General features: G+C 70.4%; 24 protein-coding genes. 12 read left to right on the top strand and 12 right to left on the bottom strand.

Translation table 11 applies throughout. The features are described 5' to 3' along the window. Positions 1 to 15 precede the first annotated feature (15 nt). On the top strand, positions 16 to 1,941 hold the full coding sequence (locus ACSHT8_RS00865; protein WP_436496724.1) for a S9 family peptidase: 1,926 nt from the start codon (positions 16 to 18) through the stop codon (positions 1,939 to 1,941). A gap of 1 nt (position 1,942) precedes the next feature. Here the strand turns inward: ACSHT8_RS00865 and ACSHT8_RS00870 are convergent, their stop codons facing one another. The 3 genes from ACSHT8_RS00870 to ACSHT8_RS00880 are packed head-to-tail and all read right to left on the bottom strand — an operon-like array spanning position 1,943 to position 4,082. Beyond that, a complete protein-coding gene (locus ACSHT8_RS00870; protein WP_436496726.1) occupies positions 1,943 to 2,797 on the bottom strand; it encodes a patatin-like phospholipase family protein in 855 nt (284 codons plus the stop codon). Positions 2,798 to 2,809: 12 nt separating this feature from the next. Continuing rightward, positions 2,810 to 3,463: an RES family NAD+ phosphorylase gene (locus tag ACSHT8_RS00875; protein WP_436496728.1), complete on the bottom strand. Its 654-nt coding sequence runs from the start codon at positions 3,461 to 3,463 to the stop codon at positions 2,810 to 2,812. A gap of 34 nt (positions 3,464 to 3,497) precedes the next feature. Continuing rightward, entirely contained in the window at positions 3,498 to 4,082 is a 585-nt protein-coding gene (locus tag ACSHT8_RS00880; protein ID WP_436496730.1) for a DNA-binding protein, read from the bottom strand. Between the two features lie 164 nt (positions 4,083 to 4,246). Here ACSHT8_RS00880 and ACSHT8_RS00885 point away from each other — a divergent pair, with 164 nt between their 5' ends. Further along, positions 4,247 to 6,175, top strand: a complete 1,929-nt coding sequence (locus tag ACSHT8_RS00885) for a beta-propeller domain-containing protein (RefSeq protein ID WP_436496732.1) — start codon at positions 4,247 to 4,249, stop codon at positions 6,173 to 6,175. Here the strand turns inward: ACSHT8_RS00885 and ACSHT8_RS00890 are convergent. Beyond that, positions 6,148 to 7,407 carry a nitric oxide synthase oxygenase gene (locus ACSHT8_RS00890; protein WP_436501951.1) on the bottom strand — a complete coding sequence of 420 codons (1,260 nt, stop codon included), beginning with the start codon at positions 7,405 to 7,407 and terminating at the stop codon, positions 6,148 to 6,150. The genes ACSHT8_RS00885 and ACSHT8_RS00890 overlap by 28 nt on opposite strands. A 345-nt stretch (positions 7,408 to 7,752) precedes the next feature. Beyond that, positions 7,753 to 8,136, bottom strand: a complete 384-nt coding sequence (locus ACSHT8_RS00895; protein ID WP_436496734.1) for an SSI family serine proteinase inhibitor — start codon at positions 8,134 to 8,136, stop codon at positions 7,753 to 7,755. Positions 8,137 to 8,394: 258 nt separating this feature from the next. Here ACSHT8_RS00895 and ACSHT8_RS00900 point away from each other — a divergent pair, with 258 nt between their 5' ends. From ACSHT8_RS00900 to ACSHT8_RS00915, 4 genes are all read left to right on the top strand, one after another. Further along, entirely contained in the window at positions 8,395 to 9,387 is a 993-nt protein-coding gene (locus tag ACSHT8_RS00900; RefSeq protein ID WP_436496736.1) for a transposase domain-containing protein, read from the top strand. A 4-nt stretch (positions 9,388 to 9,391) separates the two neighbouring features. Beyond that, a complete protein-coding gene (locus ACSHT8_RS00905) occupies positions 9,392 to 10,408 on the top strand; it encodes a Gfo/Idh/MocA family oxidoreductase (RefSeq protein WP_436496738.1) in 1,017 nt (338 codons plus the stop codon). Then, positions 10,389 to 11,042, top strand: a complete 654-nt coding sequence (locus ACSHT8_RS00910) for a class I SAM-dependent methyltransferase (RefSeq protein ID WP_436496740.1) — start codon at positions 10,389 to 10,391, stop codon at positions 11,040 to 11,042. Before ACSHT8_RS00905 ends, ACSHT8_RS00910 begins: the two co-directional genes overlap by 20 nt. Positions 11,043 to 11,254: 212 nt before the next feature. After that, positions 11,255 to 11,797, top strand: coding sequence for a hypothetical protein (locus ACSHT8_RS00915; protein WP_436496742.1), 543 nt, complete (start codon positions 11,255 to 11,257; stop codon positions 11,795 to 11,797). Positions 11,798 to 11,816: 19 nt separating this feature from the next. Here the strand turns inward: ACSHT8_RS00915 and ACSHT8_RS00920 are convergent, their stop codons facing one another. Then, positions 11,817 to 13,100 (bottom strand): cytochrome P450, encoded by a 1,284-nt coding sequence (locus ACSHT8_RS00920; protein ID WP_436496744.1) that lies wholly within the window; start codon positions 13,098 to 13,100, stop codon positions 11,817 to 11,819. Between the two features lie 30 nt (positions 13,101 to 13,130). Between ACSHT8_RS00920 and ACSHT8_RS00925 the strand changes: the two genes are divergently transcribed. Next, positions 13,131 to 13,838 (top strand): alpha/beta fold hydrolase, encoded by a 708-nt coding sequence (locus tag ACSHT8_RS00925; protein ID WP_436501952.1) that lies wholly within the window; start codon positions 13,131 to 13,133, stop codon positions 13,836 to 13,838. A 39-nt stretch (positions 13,839 to 13,877) separates the two neighbouring features. Here the strand turns inward: ACSHT8_RS00925 and ACSHT8_RS00930 are convergent, their stop codons facing one another. Further along, positions 13,878 to 14,249, bottom strand: coding sequence for an FKBP-type peptidyl-prolyl cis-trans isomerase (locus ACSHT8_RS00930; RefSeq protein ID WP_436496746.1), 372 nt, complete (start codon positions 14,247 to 14,249; stop codon positions 13,878 to 13,880). 187 nt (positions 14,250 to 14,436) lie between these two features. On the opposite strand from ACSHT8_RS00930, the gene ACSHT8_RS00935 reads away from it, so the two are divergent. From ACSHT8_RS00935 to ACSHT8_RS00945, 3 genes are read left to right on the top strand one after another with little or no spacing between them, the layout of a single operon-like run. Next, positions 14,437 to 15,090 carry a hypothetical protein gene (locus ACSHT8_RS00935; RefSeq protein WP_436496747.1) on the top strand — a complete coding sequence of 218 codons (654 nt, stop codon included), beginning with the start codon at positions 14,437 to 14,439 and terminating at the stop codon, positions 15,088 to 15,090. Positions 15,091 to 15,148: 58 nt separating this feature from the next. After that, complete coding sequence (locus ACSHT8_RS00940) at positions 15,149 to 15,499, top strand: ArsR/SmtB family transcription factor (RefSeq protein ID WP_436496749.1); 351 nt, start codon at positions 15,149 to 15,151, stop codon at positions 15,497 to 15,499. After that, complete coding sequence (locus tag ACSHT8_RS00945; RefSeq protein WP_436496751.1) at positions 15,496 to 15,954, top strand: SRPBCC family protein; 459 nt, start codon at positions 15,496 to 15,498, stop codon at positions 15,952 to 15,954. The genes ACSHT8_RS00940 and ACSHT8_RS00945 overlap by 4 nt, the downstream gene beginning before the upstream one ends. Here the strand turns inward: ACSHT8_RS00945 and ACSHT8_RS00950 are convergent. Both ACSHT8_RS00950 and ACSHT8_RS00955 read right to left on the bottom strand, forming a co-directional pair. Further along, entirely contained in the window at positions 15,946 to 16,383 is a 438-nt protein-coding gene (locus ACSHT8_RS00950) for a YdeI/OmpD-associated family protein (protein ID WP_436496753.1), read from the bottom strand. The genes ACSHT8_RS00945 and ACSHT8_RS00950 overlap by 9 nt on opposite strands. A gap of 2 nt (positions 16,384 to 16,385) precedes the next feature. Next, positions 16,386 to 17,486, bottom strand: a complete 1,101-nt coding sequence (locus ACSHT8_RS00955; RefSeq protein WP_436496755.1) for an NAD(P)/FAD-dependent oxidoreductase — start codon at positions 17,484 to 17,486, stop codon at positions 16,386 to 16,388. Between the two features lie 121 nt (positions 17,487 to 17,607). Here ACSHT8_RS00955 and ACSHT8_RS00960 point away from each other — a divergent pair, with 121 nt between their 5' ends. Both ACSHT8_RS00960 and ACSHT8_RS00965 read left to right on the top strand, forming a co-directional pair. Beyond that, positions 17,608 to 17,886, top strand: a complete 279-nt coding sequence (locus ACSHT8_RS00960) for a type II toxin-antitoxin system Phd/YefM family antitoxin (RefSeq protein ID WP_436496757.1) — start codon at positions 17,608 to 17,610, stop codon at positions 17,884 to 17,886. Between the two features lie 16 nt (positions 17,887 to 17,902). Further along, positions 17,903 to 18,283, top strand: coding sequence for a type II toxin-antitoxin system VapC family toxin (locus ACSHT8_RS00965; protein ID WP_436501953.1), 381 nt, complete (start codon positions 17,903 to 17,905; stop codon positions 18,281 to 18,283). A 3-nt stretch (positions 18,284 to 18,286) separates the two neighbouring features. Here the strand turns inward: ACSHT8_RS00965 and ACSHT8_RS00970 are convergent, their stop codons facing one another. The 3 genes from ACSHT8_RS00970 to ACSHT8_RS00980 are packed head-to-tail and all read right to left on the bottom strand — an operon-like array spanning position 18,287 to position 20,975. Next, positions 18,287 to 19,459 (bottom strand): RNA polymerase sigma factor, encoded by a 1,173-nt coding sequence (locus ACSHT8_RS00970; RefSeq protein WP_436496759.1) that lies wholly within the window; start codon positions 19,457 to 19,459, stop codon positions 18,287 to 18,289. Further along, positions 19,456 to 19,848 (bottom strand): YciI family protein, encoded by a 393-nt coding sequence (locus ACSHT8_RS00975; protein ID WP_436496762.1) that lies wholly within the window; start codon positions 19,846 to 19,848, stop codon positions 19,456 to 19,458. Before ACSHT8_RS00975 ends, ACSHT8_RS00970 begins: the two co-directional genes overlap by 4 nt. After that, a complete protein-coding gene (locus ACSHT8_RS00980; protein WP_436496764.1) occupies positions 19,845 to 20,975 on the bottom strand; it encodes a hypothetical protein in 1,131 nt (376 codons plus the stop codon). The genes ACSHT8_RS00975 and ACSHT8_RS00980 overlap by 4 nt, the downstream gene beginning before the upstream one ends. Positions 20,976 to 21,250: the final 275 nt, after the last annotated feature.

Raw genomic sequence — 21,250 nt, forward strand, 5'->3', positions numbered from 1 at the left:
CGGTACGGTCAGCGAGTGCGCCCAGAGGACATCGAGCTGCTGGCGGCGCCAGGTGCGCCTGCCATGCGTGGGGAGTTGCTGCTAGTCGGCGTCTCCACACCGGACATCGGCATGAACGCCTATCGGGGCGGCCTTCGCCGTGTTCCCCTCGACGGCGCCGCCGCCCACGACTTCACCCACGGGTTTCGGGACATGGCTCCGGCCATCTCGCCGGACGGGACGACGGTCGCTTTTCTGCGCGTGGACCGGCAGGGGAGCAAGCCGCAGGTCTACGTGATGCCGGTCGACGGTGGTGACGCGCGGGCGGTGACCGATCTCCCGCTCGGCGCCGGCGCCCCGGTCTGGGCGCCCGATTCTCGGCGGATCGCTTTCACCGCGCGGATTCCCGACGCGGGCCGCTACGGCACCGACGCGTCCGTCGAGCCGCAGTCCGAGGCGCCGCGGTGGATCACCCGGGTGGACTACCGCCAAGACGACGCGGGCTACGTCCTCGACCGGCCCACCCAACTGTTCATCGTGGACACCGCCGACCCGGATACCGTGCCGCGCGTGGTGACCGAGGGGTTCGCCGAGCCCGCGGAGCCCGGGTGGACGCCGTCGGGAACGCACGTGCTCGTCAGTGCCCGCCGCGACTGGGGTGGCGAAGGCGCGATCCACGGTGACTTGTACGCGGTGCCCGCCGACGGCGGCGCGCCGGTCCTGGTCGCGCGCAGCACCGGCACGGTGTCGCACCCGGTGGTCACCGCCGACGACATCGTCGTCTACATCGGCGAGTCCTTCGACGGCTCGATCGCCGTGGCCAACAACAACGGCCTCTGGGCCGTGCCGCTGCGGCTTGACGGCGTCCCCGGCGAACCGCGCAGGCTGACCGACCCGGAGACCGTCGACTGCGACATGGCCTCGGGCAGGCCCGTGGTCACCGCCGACGGCATCCTGGTCGCCGTGCGCAACCGGGGCGCGGTGGAGCTGCGGCTCGTCGCCCCCGGCGCGGCCGACGCGCCGCTGGCCGAGTTGACGCTCATCACCGGAGAACTGGCCCAGGTCAAGGGTTTCGCCGCCGATGACGACCGGACCGTCGCCGTTGTGTCCACATGGGACAGCGCGGGCGATGTCGTCCTCGTCTCGGGCGACGAGACCCGCAGGCTGACCGACTTGTCGGCGCCGCTGCGGGAACGCGGGATCCGGCCGCTCATCGAGATCAAGGGCTCGGCCCCCGACGGCTACGCCACCCACGGCTGGCTCGTGCTGCCCGAGGGTGACGGCCCGCACCCGGTGCTGCTCTCGATCCACGGCGGCCCGTTCATGTACTACGGCTGGGGCCTGTTCGACGAGGCCCAGGTGTACGCCGAGGCCGGGTACGCCGTCGTGCTGCCGAACCCGCGCGGATCGGCGGGCTACGGCCAGGACCACGGCCGCGCCATCCTCGGCGCCATGGGCACCGTGGACGTCGACGACGTGCTCTCCGTGCTGGACGCCGCCCTCGAGCGCCCAGACCTGGACTCCAAGCGCGTCGGCGTCATGGGCGGCTCCTACGGCGGCTGGATGACCAGTTGGCTGGCCGCGCACCACGGCCCCCGGTTCAAGGCGGCGTGGAGCGAGCGCGCGGTCAACGTGTGGGACTCCTTCGTCGGCGCGTCGGACATCGGCTGGTGGTTTGCCGACTCCTACTGCGGCGCCGATCCCGAGTCGCAGCACGAGATGAGCCCGCTGACGCACGCCGACAAGATCGACATGCCGTTCCTGATCGCCCACTCCGAGCAGGACTACCGCTGCCCGGTCGAACAGGCGCAGCGCATGTTCGTGAAGCTGCGCCGCAACGGCGTGCCCGCGGAGATGCTGCTGTTCCCCGGTGAAGGGCACGAGTTGACCCGGTCCGGCCAGCCGCGCCACCGCAAGCAGCGCTTCGACGCCGTTCTCGAATGGTGGTCTAGGCACCTGTGAGTCAGATCCGGCCCGGGGCGCCGTAGAGCCCCGGGCCGTCGACTTCCAGCCCGTGCAGGAAAGCGCTTGCGACCACATAGGACTCGCCGATCAGTTCGGGCGTGTGGGTGAAGTCCAGCGGCGTGACCCGGATCAGCGGCGGCCCGGGCAGGTAGACCACCGGCACCTCCCCGGCGACCATCGGCGCCTCCAGCACAGCCTGCTGGCGCATCGTCACCATCGCCGTGTAGAGCACGATCTCCGCCATCGTCTGCGGCTGCTCGGGCAGCCTGCCGGGGAACGCGCAATCCAGCACCACCAACGACTTCGCGCCCATCGCGATCGCCTGTCGCAGCGGCACGTTGGCCACCACGCCGCCGTCGTAGAGCAGCTTGCCGTCGTGCTCGACCGGCGGGTAGATGCCAGGGATCGCCGCGCTCGCCAGGACCGCGGGCCGGAGCGGGCCCGACCGCATCAGCCACGGCTGCGCGGTGGCCACGTCCATCGCCACCACCCCCAGCGGGAGCCGCAGGTCGGCGAACGTGGCGTCGGCGCCGAGCGCGGTGTCGATCACCGCGGCCAGCCCGTCGCTGGGGAACAGGTGCGTCTTGGTCCGCTGGAACGTCCTGACCTGCCCGATCAGGCTGCCGGGGAACACCGCCTGCCGCGTCATCGACGACCAGATGTCGGTGAGCAGCTGGACCGGCGGCTCGCCCGCCATCGCGATCATCGCCCCGTTGAGCGAGCCCACCGAAGTGCCCACCACGAGGTCCGGCACGATGTCGCGCTCGGCCAGGGCGCGCAGCATGCCGACCTGGATGGCGCCCAGGCTTCCGCCGCCGCCGAGTACGAAACCGATCGGGCGAGGCAGATCCATCGGCGGTCCCCTTTACAGCAACGTGTAATTGAGCTCTTCGCAGATGCGGGCCAGCGGCAGGTCCAAACCAGGGTAGTCCAGCGGCAGCAGCAGATCCGGCGTCGTCGGCAGGGCGCCGCGCGCGGGCGGGTCCCACAGGCAGATCGCCGGTTCGCCGCTGTCCATGGACGATCTGTACCAGACGCCGTCGAGTTCCGGGTGTGCCCCGCGGATGGCGCGCGCCCACGCCTGGGTGACGCTCTTGTTGCCGCTGCTGATCTCCTGTGACGCGCCCGCCCGCGTCGGCCACAGGCCGCACAGGTCGAGCAGGCGCAGCGTGCGCTTCGGCCGGAACACCACCAGGTGCGGGCGGCGGGTGGTCCGGTCGACCACCGAGGTCTGCTGGAACACCTCCGCCACGCTGGTCCGCACGGTCAGTCCGAAGTAGAGCGCGCCGTGGCCGGGGGCGCTGGTCGGGCCGCCGTGGCGGTCCACCGGGTGCGGGTCGAAGCGGGCGTGCGGCAGCGGGCCGGTGTAGCGGAAGGAGTTCCACCGCTGCCGGTGCGCGCCCGCCGCGGCGAACACACGCACCAGGTGGGTGCCGCTGTGGATGGCGACAACGTCCTCGTCGACGCGCAGCAGGGTCTTCAGCGCAGCGGGAACCGGCGGCTGGGGGAGCCGTGACATGTGATGCGTTGATCCAGTCGTCGGGGGTAAGCGGTTACGCGGGGGTGCCGAGCATCGACGCCAGCGCCGCGACCCTGGTCGGGTCGCCGCCCGCGAGCAGCCACTGCCGGGGGGTCGCCGGTTCGTCGTTGACCCTCAGGTCGGGCTGGGGGGTGGTCATGAACGCGGCGACGACCAGGGGCGGCTGGTCGGTCGGGACCGCGCGCAGCACCACGTCGAGGCCGGGCAGCACGCCGGACGGGGCGAACTGCCACGCGGGCAGCCGCCAGCCGCCGCGGTCCTTCCAGCCCGCGAGCCTGCCCGCGGCGAGGCGGTGGCGGATGCGGCTGGAATCGACATTGACGGCCTCGGCGGCGTCGGCCACGGTCAGCGCCGAGTCGCGCAGCACGGCCTGGGCGGCCACGGCGCGGGCGCGCGAGTCGACCTCGTCCGGGCGCCGGGGTGTCAGGTCGAGGCCGACGTCGGTCAGGGTGTCGCGCTGCTCCGCGGAGAAGTAGTCGGCTGGGTCCGGCGTGGCGGGGGACAGCCGTCTGGCGGCTTCCTCGACCAGCTCGAGGAACTCGGCCGGGTTGATCCTGAGGCCCGCCTTGGCGAGCACGGTCTCCAACGCGAGAGTCATGCGCCTAGAGTATCCCGAATGTGCGGGTTCGTGCGCATTTGTGGGGGAACTCACCGCATTCGGGGAGAAACTAACGTAGATCGCCACGTTCCGCTCAAGCTCAAACACTGACAGTTGTGCATCCGCCGTGCAACCTACGGGAGTAGGTAGTCCGTCCTGTGGACATGAGCAGCGACTTAAGACTTCCCCGGATCGGCGTGGCCGCGCTGGCGCTCGCGGTCGCCGGGGGCGCGGTCATCACCACGGCCTACTTCATGGGGAACGGCGCGTCCGGGCCGACCGACGACCCGCCGCCGGTCCCGCCGGCGTCGGGCATCCGACTGGTGGCGTTCGACTCGTGCGACAAGGCCCTGGCCGACCTCAAGTCCGCCGCCATGGCCAAGGTCGGGCCGTACGGCCTCGACGGCGACGTGCACCTGCTCGAACGCGGGGTCGCCTCCGCCGACTCGGGTGCCGCGGCGCCCGAGGCACGGCAGAACCAGAGTGCCAAGGACTACTCGGGCACCAACAACCACGAGTCCGCCGCCGACGAGCCAGACCTGGTCAAGACCGACGGCAAGCGGATCGTCAGCGTCCTCGACGGGCAGCTGCGCGTCGTCGACGTCGCCTCCCGCAAGCTCGTCTCCACGCTCGCGCTGCCTTCCGGCGCCCCGTCGGCGATGCTGCTCGACGGCGACCACGTGCTGATCACCTCCCACCCCAACGACGTCGTCTACGACTCCGCCTACCCGGGTTCGTACAACAGCACGCTGACGCTCACCCGGGTCGACCTAGCGGGCGGCGCGCGCGTCGCCGGCTCGCTGACCGTCGACGGTTCCTACATCGACGGCCGCCAGGTCGGGTCGGTCGCGCGCATCGTCATCCGGTCGACGCCTCGCCTGCCGTTCGTGTTCCCGCAGCAGGGGATCAGCAACGACGAGGCGCTCAAGCGCAACCGGGACGTCATCGGCAAGTCCAAGATCCAGGACTGGATCCCGCGCTACAACCCGGGTTCCGGTGCCGAAGGGCAGCTCTACGACTGCACCGCGCTGAGCCGGGCGGCCGACTACACCGGCACGTCGGTGCTCAGCGTGCTCACCTTCGATCTGCGCAACGACCTCGGGACCGGCGACGGCGTCGGGCTCGCGGCCGACGGCGACACCGTCTACGGCACCGCGAACAGCCTCTACATCGCCGACGACCGCAACCCGCGCATGGGCATCCTGCCCGCGAACGCGCGCGGCAAGCCCCTGCCCCAGCAGCAGACGAACACGACCGTCCACCAGTTCGACATCTCGGTCGCGGGCAAGCCCGTCTACCTCGCCTCGGGCGCGGTCATGGGCTCGCTGCTGAACCAGTACTCGCTGTCGGAGCACAAAGGCAACCTGCGCATCGCCACCACCAAGGGTGACTTCGGCTGCTGCGACCAGTCCCAGCAGTCCGAGAGCTCGCTCGCGGTGCTCACCCGGCGCGGCGCGGAGCTCGTCGAGCTCGGCCGGGTCGACGGGCTGGGCAAGACCGAGCGCATCCAGTCGGTCCGGTTCATCGGCGACACCGCCTACGTGGTGACCTTCCGGCGCACCGACCCGCTCTACACCGTCGACCTCGCCGACCCGGCCAAGCCGAAGGTCACCGGCGAGCTGAAGATCACCGGCTACTCGGCCTACCTGCACCCGGTCGCGGCGAACCGGCTGCTCGGCGTCGGCCAGGACGCCACCGACCAGGGCCGGGTCACCGGCACCCAGGTCTCGCTGTTCGACATCTCGGGCGGACAGGCCAAGGTGGTCACCCAGTTCCAGCTCAAGGGCGCGTCCTCGGAGGTCGAGAACGACCCGCACGCGTTCCTGTACTGGGCCGAGAAGGGGCTGCTCGTCGTCCCGGTGGTCGACGCGTTCGGCGGCCGGTCCGTCCCCGGCGCGCTGGTCCTGCGGCTCAACGGCGACAGCCTGACCGAGGCGGGCAGGCTCAGCCACCCGTCCGGCGGCGACTACGGCAGCAACCAGATCCGCCGGTCGCTGGTGGCGGGCGGCGCGCTGTGGACAGTGTCCGGCGGCGGGATGATGGTCACCGACCTGGGCGGCCTCAATCAGCTCGCGTGGGTGCCCTTCGCCTGACGGGCCATCTTGCGCAGTCGCGACCACGGGATCACGCCGTCGGTCTTGTCCGGGAAGCCGCTCTTCTCGGGGAAGACCGGCGGCGTGCCCAGTGTCCCGGTGCGCACAGCGCTGTCGTCGGCGACGAACTCCGGCTTGAGGTGCTCGGTGTCGTAGTAGCGGTGGAACACCGGGGTGATGCCGCCCGACATCGGCGGCACGATCCAGCTCCAGTCGGCCGGACACTTGCGCCCGGCCTTCTCCTCGCGCTCCACGTGGGTGAGGAAGCGGGCCGACTCGGTGTGGTGGTCGGTGATCGTGACGCCCGCCGCGGCGAAGGAGTGCAGGACCGCGACGTTGACCTCGACCAGCGCGCGGTCGCGCCACAGGCTCGTCTCGGTCGACGTGTCGAGGCCGAGCCGGTCGGCGACCGTCTGCAGGATGTCGTAGCGGTCGGCGTCGGCGAAGTTGCGCGCGCCGATCTCGGTGCCCATGTACCAGCCGTTGAACGGCGCGGCCGGGTAGTCGACGCCGCCGATGGACAGGCGCATCGAGCTGATCGCGGGCACCGCGTGCCAGCGCAGGCCCAGCTCGGCGAACCACGGGTGTTGCGGGTGGCTCAGGTGGACCTCGTGCACGACGTCGGCGGGCAGCGGCAGGACGTGCGGGGGCTTGTCGGCGGCGGAGACCACCAGCGGGAGCACGTCGAACGCGCCGGGGGCGCCCGGGGGAGCCCAGCCGAGGTCGGAGACCGCCGAGGTGAACTCGACGTAGCGGGGGTCGCCGAGGACGGTGCCGTCCGGGCGGCGGTAGCCCGCGTAGCGGATGAGCTGCTCGTTCCAGATGCGCGGCGCGGGGGAGTCCGGCGCGTCCGGGGCGAAGACGCTGATGAGCGGCCGGATCTTGCCGCCGTTGGTGGCCAGGCGCAGGTGCTCCAGGCAGTGCGCGGCGACCTTCGCGGGTGCGCGCACCGCTCGCAGGTCGCGGACCTTCATGCTGCGCCAGTACAGCCTGCCGATGCACCGGGCGCTGTTGCGCCAGGCGACCCGCGCGCCGAACTCCAGCTCGGCCGCGGAGTGGCGGTAGGTGCCGGTCAGCTCGACCTCGGCGCGAACCCACTGGATCCGGTCCTTGACCGGACCGGCGCCCGGGTTCTCGGCGTGGAACAGCTCGAGGAACTCCTCGGCCTCGGCCAGATCGGCGACACCGCCACGGCGGGCAGGCTGATCATTGCCGCTTGGTAACGACCAGATCTCTCCTGTCACCCGCGAGAACCTACCGGGCGCACGCCGATCCGGGACCTACCCTCACTCGTTCGGCTGTCACCTGAAAGGCGTACGCCAGGTGGCGGATTTCTTGCTCACATCTGCGCGTTTGACTTGATAGTTGGTTCCGACTGTGGGTGCTTCCAGGGCATTGCCTTGGGCGCCGGGCGACGTGCTCGGCGCTGACGATAGAAATTTCAATCCGACGTGGCGTTGGTCACGCCGGATTTCTTGAGCCAACCTGTAACGCGATTGCCTGCGGTACTTCGATCCGGTGATACCGATGTGGTGAATGGGTGACTCGGCCTTGAAGTCCCGGTGAACCGCCGCGGGTCACACGGCGAACACCGGGCCGGTGGTCACCGCCAGGACGCAGGGGTTGCCGTAGGTCTCCTCGAAGGAAACCCGCTTGCCGTGCCAGCGGCCGGACGCGGTCACGCGCACCGGGTCGTACTGCAGCGTGCACGCGCGGTCCGGGGCGACGTTGAGGCGGTGGAACTCGCCGTTGACCTGCGCCAAGGTGTGGCAGGCCGCGTCAGGCGAGTGGTGGTTTCCGCCGTTGGGGCCGCAGCGGAGCGAGCCGATCCGGAGGAGCTCGTCCGACCCGGATACGGTGAGCACGAGGTACGCGGACTCCCGCGGCGCGGCCGCGGCGGGGGCGGCCGCTGACGCGGCGGCGAGGACGGCGAATGCGCCCGCGAGGAACTTTCGCATCATGAATGAACACTCCTTCGCACTGTGGATGCCGATTGCGCCGAATGGGGACCCGGGAGCCGTGCGAATCCGAGCTTAGGGCGAACACAATTCGCTTTTCCCCAGGGGGGTATCGCGCGGCGTGGCCGGTCAGTGCTATTCATGGCGCCGGCAAATCGACGCCGTCCTCGGCGGGATAGGCTACTTCCTTAGTGGTACACGGCTGGAAAGGTTCCATAAGTGGGCGGGATAACACGCGCGTCGAAAGCATCGCGCGACCGTTTGTCCGACCGCATCGCCATCGGGATGCTGATCAAGGCGTTCCCCCCGGAGGAGGTCGACGCGGCGATCGATGCCGCCGGGGTCCGGGAACAGCGGTCGAGGGCGCTGCCCGCGCGGACGATGGTGTATTTCTCGCTCGCCATGTGGCTGTTCGGCAACGCCGGTTATGACGCGGTGCTCACCCGGCTGACGACCGGGATGCGGTGGGCCGGGGTCAGCACGGGCAAGCGCGCCGAGCCGAGCACCGGGTCGATCACCAAGGCGCGCAAGCGGTTGGGGTCGGAGGTCATGCGCAGGCTGTTCCTGCGCCGCGCGGTCGACGCCGGTGACGGTCCGCCGCGGTGGCGCGGGCTTCGGGTGTGCACCCTCGACGGCGGGGTGATGGACGTGCCGGACACGGTGGCCAACCTCGCCGCGTTCACCGAGGCCGAGGTCCGGATGGTCGCCCTCGCCGCGCACGGCGACGGCGCGCTGATCGACGTCGCGGTCGGCGCGGGCGACGACGAACTCGACGCCGAGCTGATCGGCGCGGTCTCCTCGGACACGCTCGTGGTGTCGCACCGGGCGGGCCTTGGCCACGGACTGTGGCGGGCGGCCGCCGAACAGGGTGTGCACCTGCTGTGGCGGCCGTGCGAGTCAGTCGACCTGCCCCGCCTGCGCGTGCTGCCCGACGAGTCCTACCTGTCCAGGCTGTTACCCGAGCACGACGCGCTGTCCCGGTCGTTCCCGATCCGCGTGGTCCGTTCGGGGGACTCGGTGTTGATCACGACGCTGCTCGACCCGGAGGCCGCGCCGGTCGACGAACTCGTGGCCCTGCACGAGGGCCGCTGGCGTTTCGAGTCGGTGTTCGACGCGCTCGACGCGGGCCCGGTGGCGCTGCGCTCGCAGGACCCGCATGGTGTCAGGCAGGAGCTGTGGGCGATGTTATGCGTCTATCAGGCCGTCCAGGCGTGGCGCTGGGACAGTAAGGAAGCGATCGCTGGAAGGATCTGATCCTGTGGACGAGATCAAAGTCGGTGTCATCGGGTACGGGTTGGCTGGCCGGGCGTTCCACGCCCCGTTCATCGAGGCGGCGGACGGGCTGTGCCTGACGTCGGTGGTGACGAGCTCGGCCGAACGCGCCGCCGCGGTGGTGTCGCGGTATCCGGACGTGGCCGTTGTGTCCACTGTGGAGGAACTTTCCGGGGTCGACCTGGTGGTCGTCGCGTCCCCGAACCGCTTTCACGTCGAGCAGGCCGGGGCGGCGCTGGACGCGGGGCTGCACGTGGTGGTCGACAAGCCGGTCGCCGCCACGGGAGCGGAGATCCGGGACCTGTCGACTCGGGCTTCTGGTCGGATGCTGACGGTATTTCAGAACCGGCGGTGGGACGGGGACTTCCGTACGTTGCGCGGGTTGATCTCCGACGGGACGCTGGGGGCGGTGTCGCGGTTCGAGTCCCGGTTCGAGCGGGCTTCGCGGTCGGCCAGGACGGCGTGGAAGGCGAGCCAGGACCCCGCGGACATGGCGGACATCCGGTACGACCTGGGGAGCCACGTCGTGGACCAGGCGATCGCGCTGTTCGGTCGGCCGTCGTCGGTGTACTGCTCGGCCACGCCGTCACCGGTGGCGAACGACGCGACGATCCTGCTGACGCATGGTGGGGGAGTGGAGTCGTATCTGCGGATGAGCAGTGTGACGGTGCCCGCAGCGCCTCGGTTCATGGTGAGTGGGATGGACGCGGGGTATCGGTGTTGGGGGCTGGACCCGCAGGAGAAGGAGTCCGTGGCGGGGCGGGTGCCTGGGGATGCTGGGTTTGGGGAGTATCCGGCGGAGCAGTGGGGGGAGTTGGTGACGGACTCCGGGGTGCGGTCGGTGCCTACTTTGGCTGGGGATTATGTGGGCTTCTACCAGGCTGTCGCTGCTTGGGTGCGCGGTGGTGAGGCGCCGGTGCCGTTGGCGGAGTCGGTGGATCTGGTGGACACGTTGGAGGCGGCGATCAAATCTGCGGAGACCGGTGACACCGTCACCCTTTGACCCACTCGTCGACGACACGACACTGGCTTCCTCCTCGGTCGTCGCCAACAACGCGATGAACCGGGGCCGGGGGCTGGAGTCCTACCGCCGCGAACTCGGCATCGACCCGATCGCCGAGGTGCGGAACAACGGCTGGCTCGACCTGTGCTGCGGCGAAGCCCGCGCGTTGATAGATGCGGCCGGGCTGGTCGGCGGTGCTCCTCTGGTCGGGGTCGATCTTGTGGAGTTCTTCCGGCCCGCCCCGCCCGGCGTCGACCTTCGTGTGGCCTCCCTGTCGCACTTCCATACCGATCAGCGATTCGACCTGATCACCTGCGTGCACGGTTTGCACTACGTCGGCGACCGGCTCGGCCTGCTGGCCAGGGCGGCGTCATGGCTCGCCGGCGGCGGCCTCCTCGTCGCCGACTTCGACGCCGCCGCGGTATGTGGTCCGAACGGAAAGCCGCTCGGCCGGGCGCTGCTCGCCGCGCTGCGGGAAGCCGGGTTCGACTACGACGGCCGCAGGCGCCGGGTGTCCAAGCGAGGACCGGCCGCCGTCAACTTTCCGTTCACCTACCTCGGTGCCGATCCGGCCGCCGGACCCAACTACACCGGCCAAAACGCGGTGCACGCCCACTACGAGCGGTGCGGATAACAACCGACCGACGGTTGGGAAATATCCGTTTGTCCTATCGGCCTGGGAGCCGCTTCCCATTACGCTCCACTCTGGAAGCGGGCGCTCACGGACCGTCCCCGCCGTGCCACCCAGGTCCGTTGGCGTTGAAGTGTTTCCGCCGTTGCCGCATGTCCCGACGAGGCCCGGAGTTCCCGGGTCCCTTCGGGCTGCCCTTGGAAAGGACACTGCCCATGCGTTCGTCCTCGATCCGCGCGGCCATCGTGGCCGTCGTGGTCACCGTCGGCTCCTTACTCGGCGCCGGGTCGGCCGCCGCCGAGTCCGTGGCTGGGAAGGACCCGGTGTTCGCGCCCGCCTCGGGTGCCACCACCATGAGCGTCCTCGTCACCAAGCTCACGCACGCGCAGGCCGCTGCCCGGTTCCGCGACGCGGGGATCACCTGGTCCTCCAGTGGCAACTGCAGCAACCGCTACAACTCGACCTGCACCTCGTTCGAGCAGATCAACCTCGCCACCGTCCAGGGTGCCGAGACCCTCAAGCGCGCCTGCGGCTGTGCCCTCAACATCACCGGCGGCACCGAGACCGGGCACGCCAGCGGCACCTACAGCCACTGGAACGGCTACAAGCTGGACTTCTCCAAGTACTCGGGCATCGGCAACTACATCCACAACAACTTCACCTACATCGGCGGCAGCAAGTGGCGCGCGGCCTCGGGCAACATCTACTACGACGAGGTCAACCACTGGGACGTGACCTTCTACTCCTGCGGCTGCTGATCGGCTGACGGCCTGCCGGTCACCAGTCGACGAGGGTGACCGGCAGGCTCTTGATCCCGTTCTGGAAGTTCGACCGCAGCCGCACCGGTTCACCCGCGAACGTCAGCCTGCCCGGCAGGTCCAGGACCGCGCGGAACATCGCGCGCAGTTGGACGCGGGCCAGGTGGGCGCCCAGGCAGAAGTGCGGGCCGTGGCCGAAGCTCAGGTGCTCGCCCGCGGTTCGGGTGATGTCGAAGGTGTCCGGGTCGCGGAAGACGCGCTCGTCGCGGTTGGCCGAGGAGAACCAGACGACCACCTTCGACCCCGCCGCGATCGGCGTCCCGGCCAGTTCGGTGTCCACTGTGGCCGTCCGGCGGAAGTGCATGACCGGCGTCCACCAGCGCAGCATCTCCTCGACCGCCTGGTCGACCAGTCCCGTCGCGCGCAGCGCCCGATATGAGTCCACATGGGACATCAGGGCGATCATGCCGCCGGGGATGCCGTTGCGCAGGGTCTCGTTGCCCGCCACCGAGAACAGCCAGAACAGGTTCTCGAACTCCTCGATCGATACCCTGCCGCCCTCGTCGTCCACATGGGACATCAGGGTGCTCATCACGTCGTCGCCTGGCGAGTGGCGCTTCACCTCGCCCAGGTCGTGGGCGTAGGCGTAGAGGTCGGGCATGCCCGCGCGGGTGCGCGGGTCGGGCATCCGGCCGTCGGCGTCCGGCTTCGGCCGCAGCCGCAGCGCGCGCTGGGCCAGCTCGCTCGACGCGGCGCCGGGGGTGTCGCTGACGGCGTACTCGTCGTCCTGGAAGCCGATGACGCGGTTGCTCCAGTCGAACATCAGCCACCGGTCCTCGGCGGGCACGCCGAACACCTCGGCCAGGGTGAGCAGCGGCAGGTCGGCGGCGACGTCCTTGGCGAAGTCGGTCTCGCCGTCGATCCGGCCGACCAGCTCCCGGGCCCAGCCGTCGATCCGGTCGGTCAGCCTGGCGATGGCGCGCGGGGTGAACGCCCTGGTCAGCAGGCCGCGCAGCCGGTTGTGGTCAGGCGGGTCCTGGTTGAGCATCATCCGCCGAACGTAGGTCAGGGCCTCGGGCGCGGGGTCGCGGATCTGGGTGGCGCCGAGCTGCGATGAGTAAACGTCGGGGGAGCGCAGCACGTGCCGCACCTCGGCGTGGCGCAGGACCGCCCAGAAGCCCGGGCCGTCCGGCTCGTCGACCCACCGCACGGCCGACTCGGCGCGCAGGGTTCTGAGCAGGTCGTGGGGCACCGCGGTGCGGTAGGTGTCCGGATCGAGGATCGGCGCGGCGTCGGTGCCCATGGACCCATTGTGTACGGCAAGATCGCGGGCGTGGACAACATTCATGTCGAACGCGGCGGCACCGACGGACCCACGTTGTTGCTGCTGCACGGCCTCGGCGGCAGCGCCGAGGTGTGGGCGGGCGTGACCCCGCTCTGGCCCGGCCGCTGGATCGCCCCCGACCTGCCCGGCCACGGCGCGTCCGCGCCCGCGGGCCGGTACTCCTTCGGCGGGCTGGCCGCCGCGGTCGCCGGTCTGGTCGACGGCCCGGTCACCGTGCTCGGCCACTCCCTGGGCGGCGTCGTCGGCTTGGCGCTGGCCAGCGGCTGGTTCGGCGTCGAGGTGACCGCGGTGTGCGGCGTCGGGATCAAGGTGAGCTGGTCGCAGGCGGATTTGGCGAAGGCGGCGGAGATCGCGGCCAAGCCGAGCCGGGTGTTCGCCACCCGCGAGGAGGCCGCCGACCGTGCGGCCAAAGTCGCGGGCCTGCCGTCGGTCGCCGCGGACTCCCGCATGGTCGTCTCCGACGGCGACGGCTGGCGGCTCGCGCTCGACCCGGCGGCGTTCGCGGTCGGTCGTCCCGACCTGCCCGGCCTGCTCGCCGCCGCGCGCGGCCGGGTGCGCCTGGCGGCGGGGGAGAACGACCCGATGAGCCCCGCCGACCACCTGCGGACCCTGGTGGCCGACCCGGTCGTGCTCCCCGGACTCGGGCACAGCGCCCACGTCGAGGACCCGGCCGCGGTGCGGGCGCTGCTCGACTGAGCCCTGTGGGGCTCCCGGTCCGGGAGCCCCACCACGGCGTCACACGCCGATGAGGTCCACCACGAAGATCAGCGTCTCACCGGGCTTGATCGCGCCACCGGCACCCCGGTCGCCGTAGCCCAGGTGCGGCGGGATCACCAGCTTGCGACGGCCGCCGACCTTCATGCCCGCGACACCGCGGTCCCAGCCCTGGATGACCCGGCCACCGCCGAGCGGGAACGCGAAGGTCTCGCCCCGGTTCCAGGACGCGTCGAACTCCTCGCCGGTCGAGTGGGCCACGCCGACGTAGTGGACGGTGACGGTCTTGCCGGGCGTGGCCTCGGGGCCGTCGCCGACGGTGATGTCCTCGATCACCAAGTCCGCGGGCGCGTCGCCCTCGTACGGCTCGACCTCGGGCTTCTGCAAAGCCATGATCACTCCTAGATTTCGCTGTTGCTTCCCCGCCATCCTGCCCCGCCTCGGGGACCCCGCGCGCGACGACCCACCCTGGCGGTAACGCGGAGGGGGGTTCCGGCGACAACTAGAGCGCGGCCCTGTCACCCCCCGACGGCAGGGTCGCCTTTTCTTTTCCGGCCCCATCGAACGGCGCAGACCGCTGGTGAACGACCTGGATTTCTTCGTCGACCTGGTGATCACCGGGGCGGTCCTCGGCCTCGACCACACCAGCACCCAGGCTGAGGTGGCGGCGGTGTTCGGTGTCGAAATCGAGCCACCGCTGACGGATCTGGGCCTGATCGAGTTCGGCTGGAACGGCCAGTCTGTGGCGTACTACGGCGCGCAGGTGCACCGGCTCGCGTGGTTGGCGGCACGCGGCGGTGTCGAAGCGCAGTTGGGCGATCGCTATGGGACATTCCGGGACCGACTCGCCTTCGACGACCTCGCCGCCGCGGTCCAGGACAGCGGGCTCCGGCTGCGACAGTGGGACGCCGGAAAGTCCGGCGAGTACTTGGAGTACTGGGAGCCCGCGAGCCGGATCGGGGTCGTCGTCGATTCCGAGGGGACAGTCCACAAGATGCTCGGGCCGCGAGATCCAGCGCGGCAGGCGCGCGAGCGGTACCGCGGCCGGGAGCAGTCGTTCGCCGGATATGTCCGGCATCTCCGGGACTTGGACGAGTCCGGGCGGGCTGCTTGGCTCGCCAGGCGCGAGCCCGTCGATGAAACCGAGCGCGCCGACTGGTGGACCTTCTTGCGGCTCGCCGCGGCCGCTCGCGGGTTGAGCGAACTGGCCGCCAGTCTGGATCGGCCGGATTAGATCGCCCTGATCTCACGAACGACTTGACATCTCGGCGCAGCCGACAATACTTAAGCATGTGCTTAACCAACGCCACGAGCTCGACCTGGTCTTCCAGGCCCTGGCCGATCCGAGTCGACGCAGCATGGTCGAACGGCTCGGCCGTGGGCCCGCGTCGGTCAGTGAGCTGGCCAAGCCACTGGCCATGTCGCTGCCCGCCGTGGTGCAGCACCTGGCGGTCCTCGAAGCGAGTGGGCTGGTGAAGTCCGAGAAGGTCGGGCGCGTGCGCACCTGCCGCATCGAGCCGAAGGCGCTGAACATGGCCGAGCAGTGGATCACCGAACGCAAGGCGAGTTGGGAACGCAGGTTCGACCGGCTCGGCGACCTCCTCGCCGAGACCGAAACCCCAGAGAAAGGCTCTTCGACATGACCGAGCGGTCCGTCACCCACGCCACCTTCGTCATCGAGCGCGTCTACCCGGCCGCGCCGGAGCGCGTCTTCCAGGCGTGGTCCGACCCCATGGTCAAAGCCCAGTGGTTCAAGGGGCCGGAGGATTGGGACGGCGAGCCCGCCGAGCTGGACTTCCGGGTCGGCGGGACCGAGACCAACAGCGGCGGGCCGGAAGGCGGCCCGATCCACACGATGAAGTCGACCTACTACGACATCGTGCCCAACGAGCGCATCGTCACCTGCTACGAGATGTACGTCGACGACGCGCGCATGTCGGTGTCGGTCGGCACGCTGGAGATCAAGCCCAAAGGTGAGGGCACCCTGATGACATACACCGAGCAGGGCGCGTTCCTCGACGGCCTCGACCAGCCCAAGTTCCGCGAGCACGGCACGGGTGAGCTGCTCGACGCGCTCGGCGCCTTCCTGTCAGCCTGACAGGTCGGCGACGGCCTTGGCGATGCGCCGCTCCCGCGTCGCCGGGGTCTTGGCGTCGTCGATGGCGAGGACGTGGCGACGTTTGTGGCTGTAGGACAGGGCCTCGAACGCCGCCAGGGCGGCGGGTGCCCCGGCCAGCGCGGCGGCGAAGTCGGGCGGGACCTCGACGACGCGCGGCTCGGTGTCGAGTTCGACGTCGACCTCGATGTCGTCGCCCGCGGCGACCCCCGCCGCGGTCCGGTTCTCCGCGCTGAGCGGCAGGTAGTAGTCGTCGCCGTAGGCCGCGACGGTGCTGCGGTAGGTGTGGCCGTTGATCGTGACGGTGACCGGGGGCCGCTTGGTCCGGCCGAACCCGGCCACCACCTCCTCCGGCACCCGGAAGCCGGTCGCGGTCTTGCCGCCCAGTTCGACAGTCGTTCGGAAGCGCATCCCTAGAAGCTGCCAGGAATCCCGGGATGGCGCTGGATCAGTACCGCGGTCTTCACGACCGCCTCCTTGTAGAACGCCGCGACGCGCCCGGTCAGCACCCGCTCGACCGGGGTGTCGTCGTGGCGGACGAACTGGATCAGCCCGTCGCGGCGGCCCAGGCTCACGCACTGGTTGACGTAGCGGAACTTCAGCGGCTTCGGCTCCCGGCCCGCGAGCCGGTCGGTGATCGCCCGCACCGCCTGCTGCGCGGCGGGGATCCCGGTGGCACAAGCCATCCGCAGCTCGTCGCCGTCGGGCAGGCGCGCTGCGGCCGCGTCGCCGACGCCGTAGACGTCCGGGTGCGACACCGACCGCAGCGTCTCGTCCACGACCATCCGCCCGTGGTCGTCCACGGCGAGCCCCGCGTCCTCGGCCAGCCGCGACACGCGGAACCCGGTCGTCCACACGACGGTGTCGGCACCGATGTGCTCACCGTCGTCGAGAACGATGCCGTCTGCCCGCACCTCGGCGACCCGCACCTCGTCGCGCACCTCGACCCCGAGCCGGTCGAACACGCGCCGCAAGTGCTTGCGCGCCTTCTCCGACAGCGCGGCGCCGAGCACGCCGCCGGTCACCAGCCGGACCTTGACGTCCGGGTTGCTCTCGGCGATCTCGGCCGCGGCCTCCACCCCGGTCAGTCCGCCACCGACCACGGCGACCGTCCCGCTCGTCGCGATCCGTGCCCGCAGCCGAGCGGCCTGCTCGGCGTCGGCCACAGTGAACGCGTGTTCCCGCGTGCCGGGGACGGCATCGAGATCGGCCTGGCTGCCGAGGGCGTAGACGAGGGTGTCGTAGGGGATCGGGGTGCCCTTGGTCAGGTGCACGAGCTTGGCCTCGGGGTCGATCGCGGTGACCCGGTCGATCACCAGGGTGATGCCGTCGACCATGTCGGCGAGCGGCCGGTCGCGCAGCTGGTGGCCCGCCGCGAGCTCGTGCAGGCGGACCCGCTCGATGAACCGGTCACGCGCGTTGACCAGGGTGACCTGATTCCCATTCCGCGCGGCGAGCTTGGCCGCGACGAGACCGCTGTAGCCGGCCCCGAGAACAACGATGTGGTGCGTCATCGCACTTCTCCTTTCGTCAACAGGAGGACTACGCGGCGCCCCAGGATGTGACAGCCAGGGGTTGCGACGTGGCTCACAGGCGCTGGTAGCGAGACGCGCTACATGGGGCTACACTGGACGGGTGAGAGTGATCAGCCAACGCGAGTTCCGCAACAGCTCGGCCGCGGTGATGGACGCCGTCGAGGCGGGCGAGACCTTCGTGGTCACCCGCAACGGTGTGGAGATCGCGGAAGTGCGCCCAGTGGCCCGGCGTCGGAAGTTCACCGCGGAGGAACTGGTCGAGCGTCACCGCAGGCTGCCCCCGGTCGACTACGAGAGCATGCGTGCGGAAGCGGATGAGTTCTTCGGTTCCGAGGACCGCGTCGGCGACGACGACCCATGGGAGCGCGAGCGTGCGTGAACGCGACAAGGTCGGCGTGCTGGACACCTGTGTGTACATAGACCTGCCGAAGCTGGATCCGACCACCCTGCCGATCGTTCCCGAGTTGACGGCGATCACCATGGCTGAGCTGCACCAGGGCATCGCGTTCGCCAAGGACGCGGCGGTTCGCGCGGCGCGCACTGAACAGTTGGGTGCGGCGATCGTCGAATTCGACCCGCTGCCGTTCGACAGCGACGCCGCCGCCCGGTACGGCTCGCTGGTCGCGTTGACGTTGGCGGCGAAGCGGGATCCGCGGCCGCGGCGACTGGATTTGATGATCGCGGCAATCGCCTCTTCGCGGGGAATGCCTTTGTATACGCGGAACGAGGACGACTTCGCCGGATTGGGCGATCTGGTGACGGTCGTCGCGGTCTGACGGTCAGACGCCGAGTTCGGCGGCCTTCGCGGTCAGGTAGCGCTGTTCCTGCACGCTCGTCGTCCGTCGGGCCGCCGTCCGATACAGCTCCGCCGCCTCCGCCAGGTTGCCCGCCCGCTCGTGCAGGTGCGCGCGAACGGCGTGCAGGCGGTGGTGGTCCTTGAGCTGGTCGTCAAGCGATTCCAGGATCGAAAGGCCGGTCAGCGGCCCGTGGACCATCGACGCGGCGATCGCGCGGTTCAGGGTGATCATCGGGTTCGGGGTCATCCGCTCCAGCAGCCCGTACAGCGCGAGGATCTGCGGCCAGTCCGTGGTGTCGGTGTCGGCGGCCTCGTCGTGCAGGGCGGCGATGGCGGCCTGCAACTGGTACGGCCCAACGGATCCGCGCGCGATCACGTCGGTGATCAGGGCCGAGCCCTCGGCGATCAGCGCCTCGTCCCAGGTGGACCGGTCCTGCTCGGCCAGCGGGATCAGCGTCCCGTCCGGCGCGGTGCGGGCCGGACGGCGGGCGTCGGTGAGGAGCATCAGGGCGAGCAGGCCCGCGAGTTCGGGGTGGTCGGGCCGGGCCGCGCGGGCGGCGCGGGTCAGGCGGATCGCCTCGCTGGACAGGTCGGTGCGGACGAGCGTGGCGCCGGAGCTGGTCGCGTAGCCCTCGTTGAACATCAGGTACAGCACGTGCAGCACCGGGGCCAGGTCGGCCGACGGCGCGAACGGCACGCCCTTGATTTTCTGCTTCGCCCGGCTGATCCGCTGCGCCATGGTCGCCTCGGGCACCAGGAACGCCGCGGCGATCTCGGCCGTCGTCAGGCCGCCGACCGCGCGCAGCGTCAGCGCGATGGCCGACGCCGGGGTCAGGGACGGGTGGCAGCACAGGAACAGCAGCGCCAGCGTGTCGTCCTGGTCGACGGCATCGCCTGGCGGCGGCTCGCGGGACACGCGGTCCTCCCGCAGCCTGCGCGCCTCGTCGCTGCGCCACGCGTCGACATACCGGCGCGAGGCTACCTGGATCAGCCACGCGCGCGGGTTATCCGGCGGCGTGTCCCACTGCGCCGCCGCCGCGATCAGCGCCTCCTGCACCGCGTCCTCCGCCGCCGCGAAGTCGCCGTGGCGGCGCACGACCACGCCGAGGACCTGCGGCGCCAGGGTGCGCAGCAGGTCCTCGGTCGGCCGGTTCACTGCTCGGCGGGCGGCGCGCTCATGACCTCGCGCACCAGGATCTCCTGCCCCAGCGGCCTGCCCTGCGGCCCGGGCGCGGCCGACGCCTCGGCGGCGATCTCCACCGCCCGCTCGAGCGACTCGACGTCGACGGTCCAGTAGCCCGCGAGGAACTCCTTGGCCTCGGCGAACGGCCCGTCGGTGACGACCGCGGGCCCGTCCTTCTTGACGACCTTCTTCGCCGCGTCCGGCCACGCCAGCCCCTGCGCGTCGACGAGCTCGCCGCTGTCGGTCAGCTTCTTGCCGAACGAGTGCTGGAACTCCATGTGCGCCTTGATGTCCTCCGGCGCCCACTCGGTGATCGGCTCGACGCCGTCGACGTGGTAATTCATCAGCAGCATGAACTTCATGGTTTCGGCCTCCTGAGGGATGCGCCCATCTTGGCGCCTTCACCAGTGGGTCGGGGCCGCCGCCGGGTTCTCGACATCGGGGCGGAAGGAAGTTTCGCGAGATAGACGTCCCGCGCGGCCAAGCTGACCGCCATGTGCCGGGTCAGCGGGTCGAAGAACTGCCCGCGGTAGAGCGTGTCCGTCGCGGTCGAGGCGACGAAGTACAGCGCCGAGAACGCCGCGATGAACAGCGCCACCTGCAACAACTCGGCGGGCGCCGCGACCTTGACGCCGAGGATCTGCCCACCGGTCAGGTCGCGGCCGCTCCAGGTCTTCATCAGGTCCCGCTTCACCGCCACCGACCCGAACGCCACGAAGAACCCGAACATGACCACCGCCACGAACAGCGCCTGCAGCAGGTGGGTGCACACCAGGACCAGCACCAGGTTCGCCCGCTCGGTCGGCCGCAGCGGCACCCGCGCGGCCTCCGGCTCCCCACCGAACGGCGTCCCGTGCAGCTCGACCTCGCCGCGCGCGTCGACCAGCCCGCTGATCTCACCGGGGATCATCGACAGCAGGAACAGGGCCGCGACCAGCGCGAACAACGCGACCGTCCACCACATCCCCGCGCCGCTGAGCCCAGCGGACATCTGCCAGATCTCGTTGGTGAGGAACCCGAACACGGTGAACAGCAGCAGCAACGGCAGCGCCCGCGTCGTCACCCGCCCCAGCGACTTCACCTGCTCCAGCGCCGACCGCAGCGCCCACCCGAAGACCGCCCCCGCCCCGACGACGGTCAACACCGCGATCACCACGAAGGCGCCGAGCTGGAACCAGAGGCTGTAGAGGAAGTCGTACTCGTAGACGTAGTAGTCGAACAGCGGGATACCGACGACGAAGAGGGCGGCCACCACGCCCGCGGTGGCTTTGCCGGTGTCGGTCAGGACCCGCGCCCGCAGCCACCGCGCCGCCAGCCACGCGCCGATGGCGGGGATGACGAGGAAACCGACGATGAGCGCGAGGTAGATCGCGTAGACGGTGTCGTTGCGCATGAGCTCTTCGAAATCCTCGTCGGGCTGGCCGTCGACCACCTGCAAGCCGGAGGTGATGAGGACGTAGATGCCGACGAACACGAGCGCGGGCACCATCCGCGTCAACCACTGCGCCGCGGGGCGTCGCGTGATCGTGGGAAGGCCCCGCTGCCGAAACCACAACTCCGCGGCCCGCGTCCGCTGATCGGCCATCGCTCGCACCCCTTGGTACTGCTGGACGAGTTCCCTCACCCAGACGGTCTAGCGGGAGTGTGGCAGACGATCAACCCCGCGGCTCGTGGGAATCGGGGCTGGCCCACCACAGGTAGTCCCTGGCCCGGGTCGCCGCCACCAGGCGCTGCCGGTCGCGGCGCAGACGGGGCCATGGCCTC

Source organism: Actinokineospora sp. HUAS TT18 (assembly GCF_051364635.1).
Taxonomy (GTDB): domain Bacteria; phylum Actinomycetota; class Actinomycetes; order Mycobacteriales; family Pseudonocardiaceae; genus Actinokineospora.

What these genes read in the sequence shown, in the direction of transcription:
- ACSHT8_RS00870 (WP_436496726.1), bottom strand. Translation starts at nt 2,797, where the DNA reads ATGGATCTGCCTCGCCCGATCGGTTTCGTACTCGGCGGCGGCGGAAGC.
- ACSHT8_RS00875 (WP_436496728.1), bottom strand. Translation starts at nt 3,463, where the DNA reads ATGTCACGGCTCCCCCAGCCGCCGGTTCCCGCTGCGCTGAAGACCCTG.
- ACSHT8_RS00880 (WP_436496730.1), bottom strand. Translation starts at nt 4,082, where the DNA reads ATGACTCTCGCGTTGGAGACCGTGCTCGCCAAGGCGGGCCTCAGGATC.
- ACSHT8_RS00885 (WP_436496732.1), top strand. Translation starts at nt 4,247, where the DNA reads ATGAGCAGCGACTTAAGACTTCCCCGGATCGGCGTGGCCGCGCTGGCG.
- ACSHT8_RS00895 (WP_436496734.1), bottom strand. Translation starts at nt 8,136, where the DNA reads ATGATGCGAAAGTTCCTCGCGGGCGCATTCGCCGTCCTCGCCGCCGCG.
- ACSHT8_RS00915 (WP_436496742.1), top strand. Translation starts at nt 11,255, where the DNA reads ATGCGTTCGTCCTCGATCCGCGCGGCCATCGTGGCCGTCGTGGTCACC.
- ACSHT8_RS00920 (WP_436496744.1), bottom strand. Translation starts at nt 13,100, where the DNA reads ATGGGCACCGACGCCGCGCCGATCCTCGATCCGGACACCTACCGCACC.
- ACSHT8_RS00930 (WP_436496746.1), bottom strand. Translation starts at nt 14,249, where the DNA reads ATGGCTTTGCAGAAGCCCGAGGTCGAGCCGTACGAGGGCGACGCGCCC.
- ACSHT8_RS00945 (WP_436496751.1), top strand. Translation starts at nt 15,496, where the DNA reads ATGACCGAGCGGTCCGTCACCCACGCCACCTTCGTCATCGAGCGCGTC.
- ACSHT8_RS00950 (WP_436496753.1), bottom strand. Translation starts at nt 16,383, where the DNA reads ATGCGCTTCCGAACGACTGTCGAACTGGGCGGCAAGACCGCGACCGGC.
- ACSHT8_RS00955 (WP_436496755.1), bottom strand. Translation starts at nt 17,486, where the DNA reads ATGACGCACCACATCGTTGTTCTCGGGGCCGGCTACAGCGGTCTCGTC.
- ACSHT8_RS00975 (WP_436496762.1), bottom strand. Translation starts at nt 19,848, where the DNA reads ATGAAGTTCATGCTGCTGATGAATTACCACGTCGACGGCGTCGAGCCG.
- ACSHT8_RS00980 (WP_436496764.1), bottom strand. Translation starts at nt 20,975, where the DNA reads ATGGTGCCCGCGCTCGTGTTCGTCGGCATCTACGTCCTCATCACCTCC.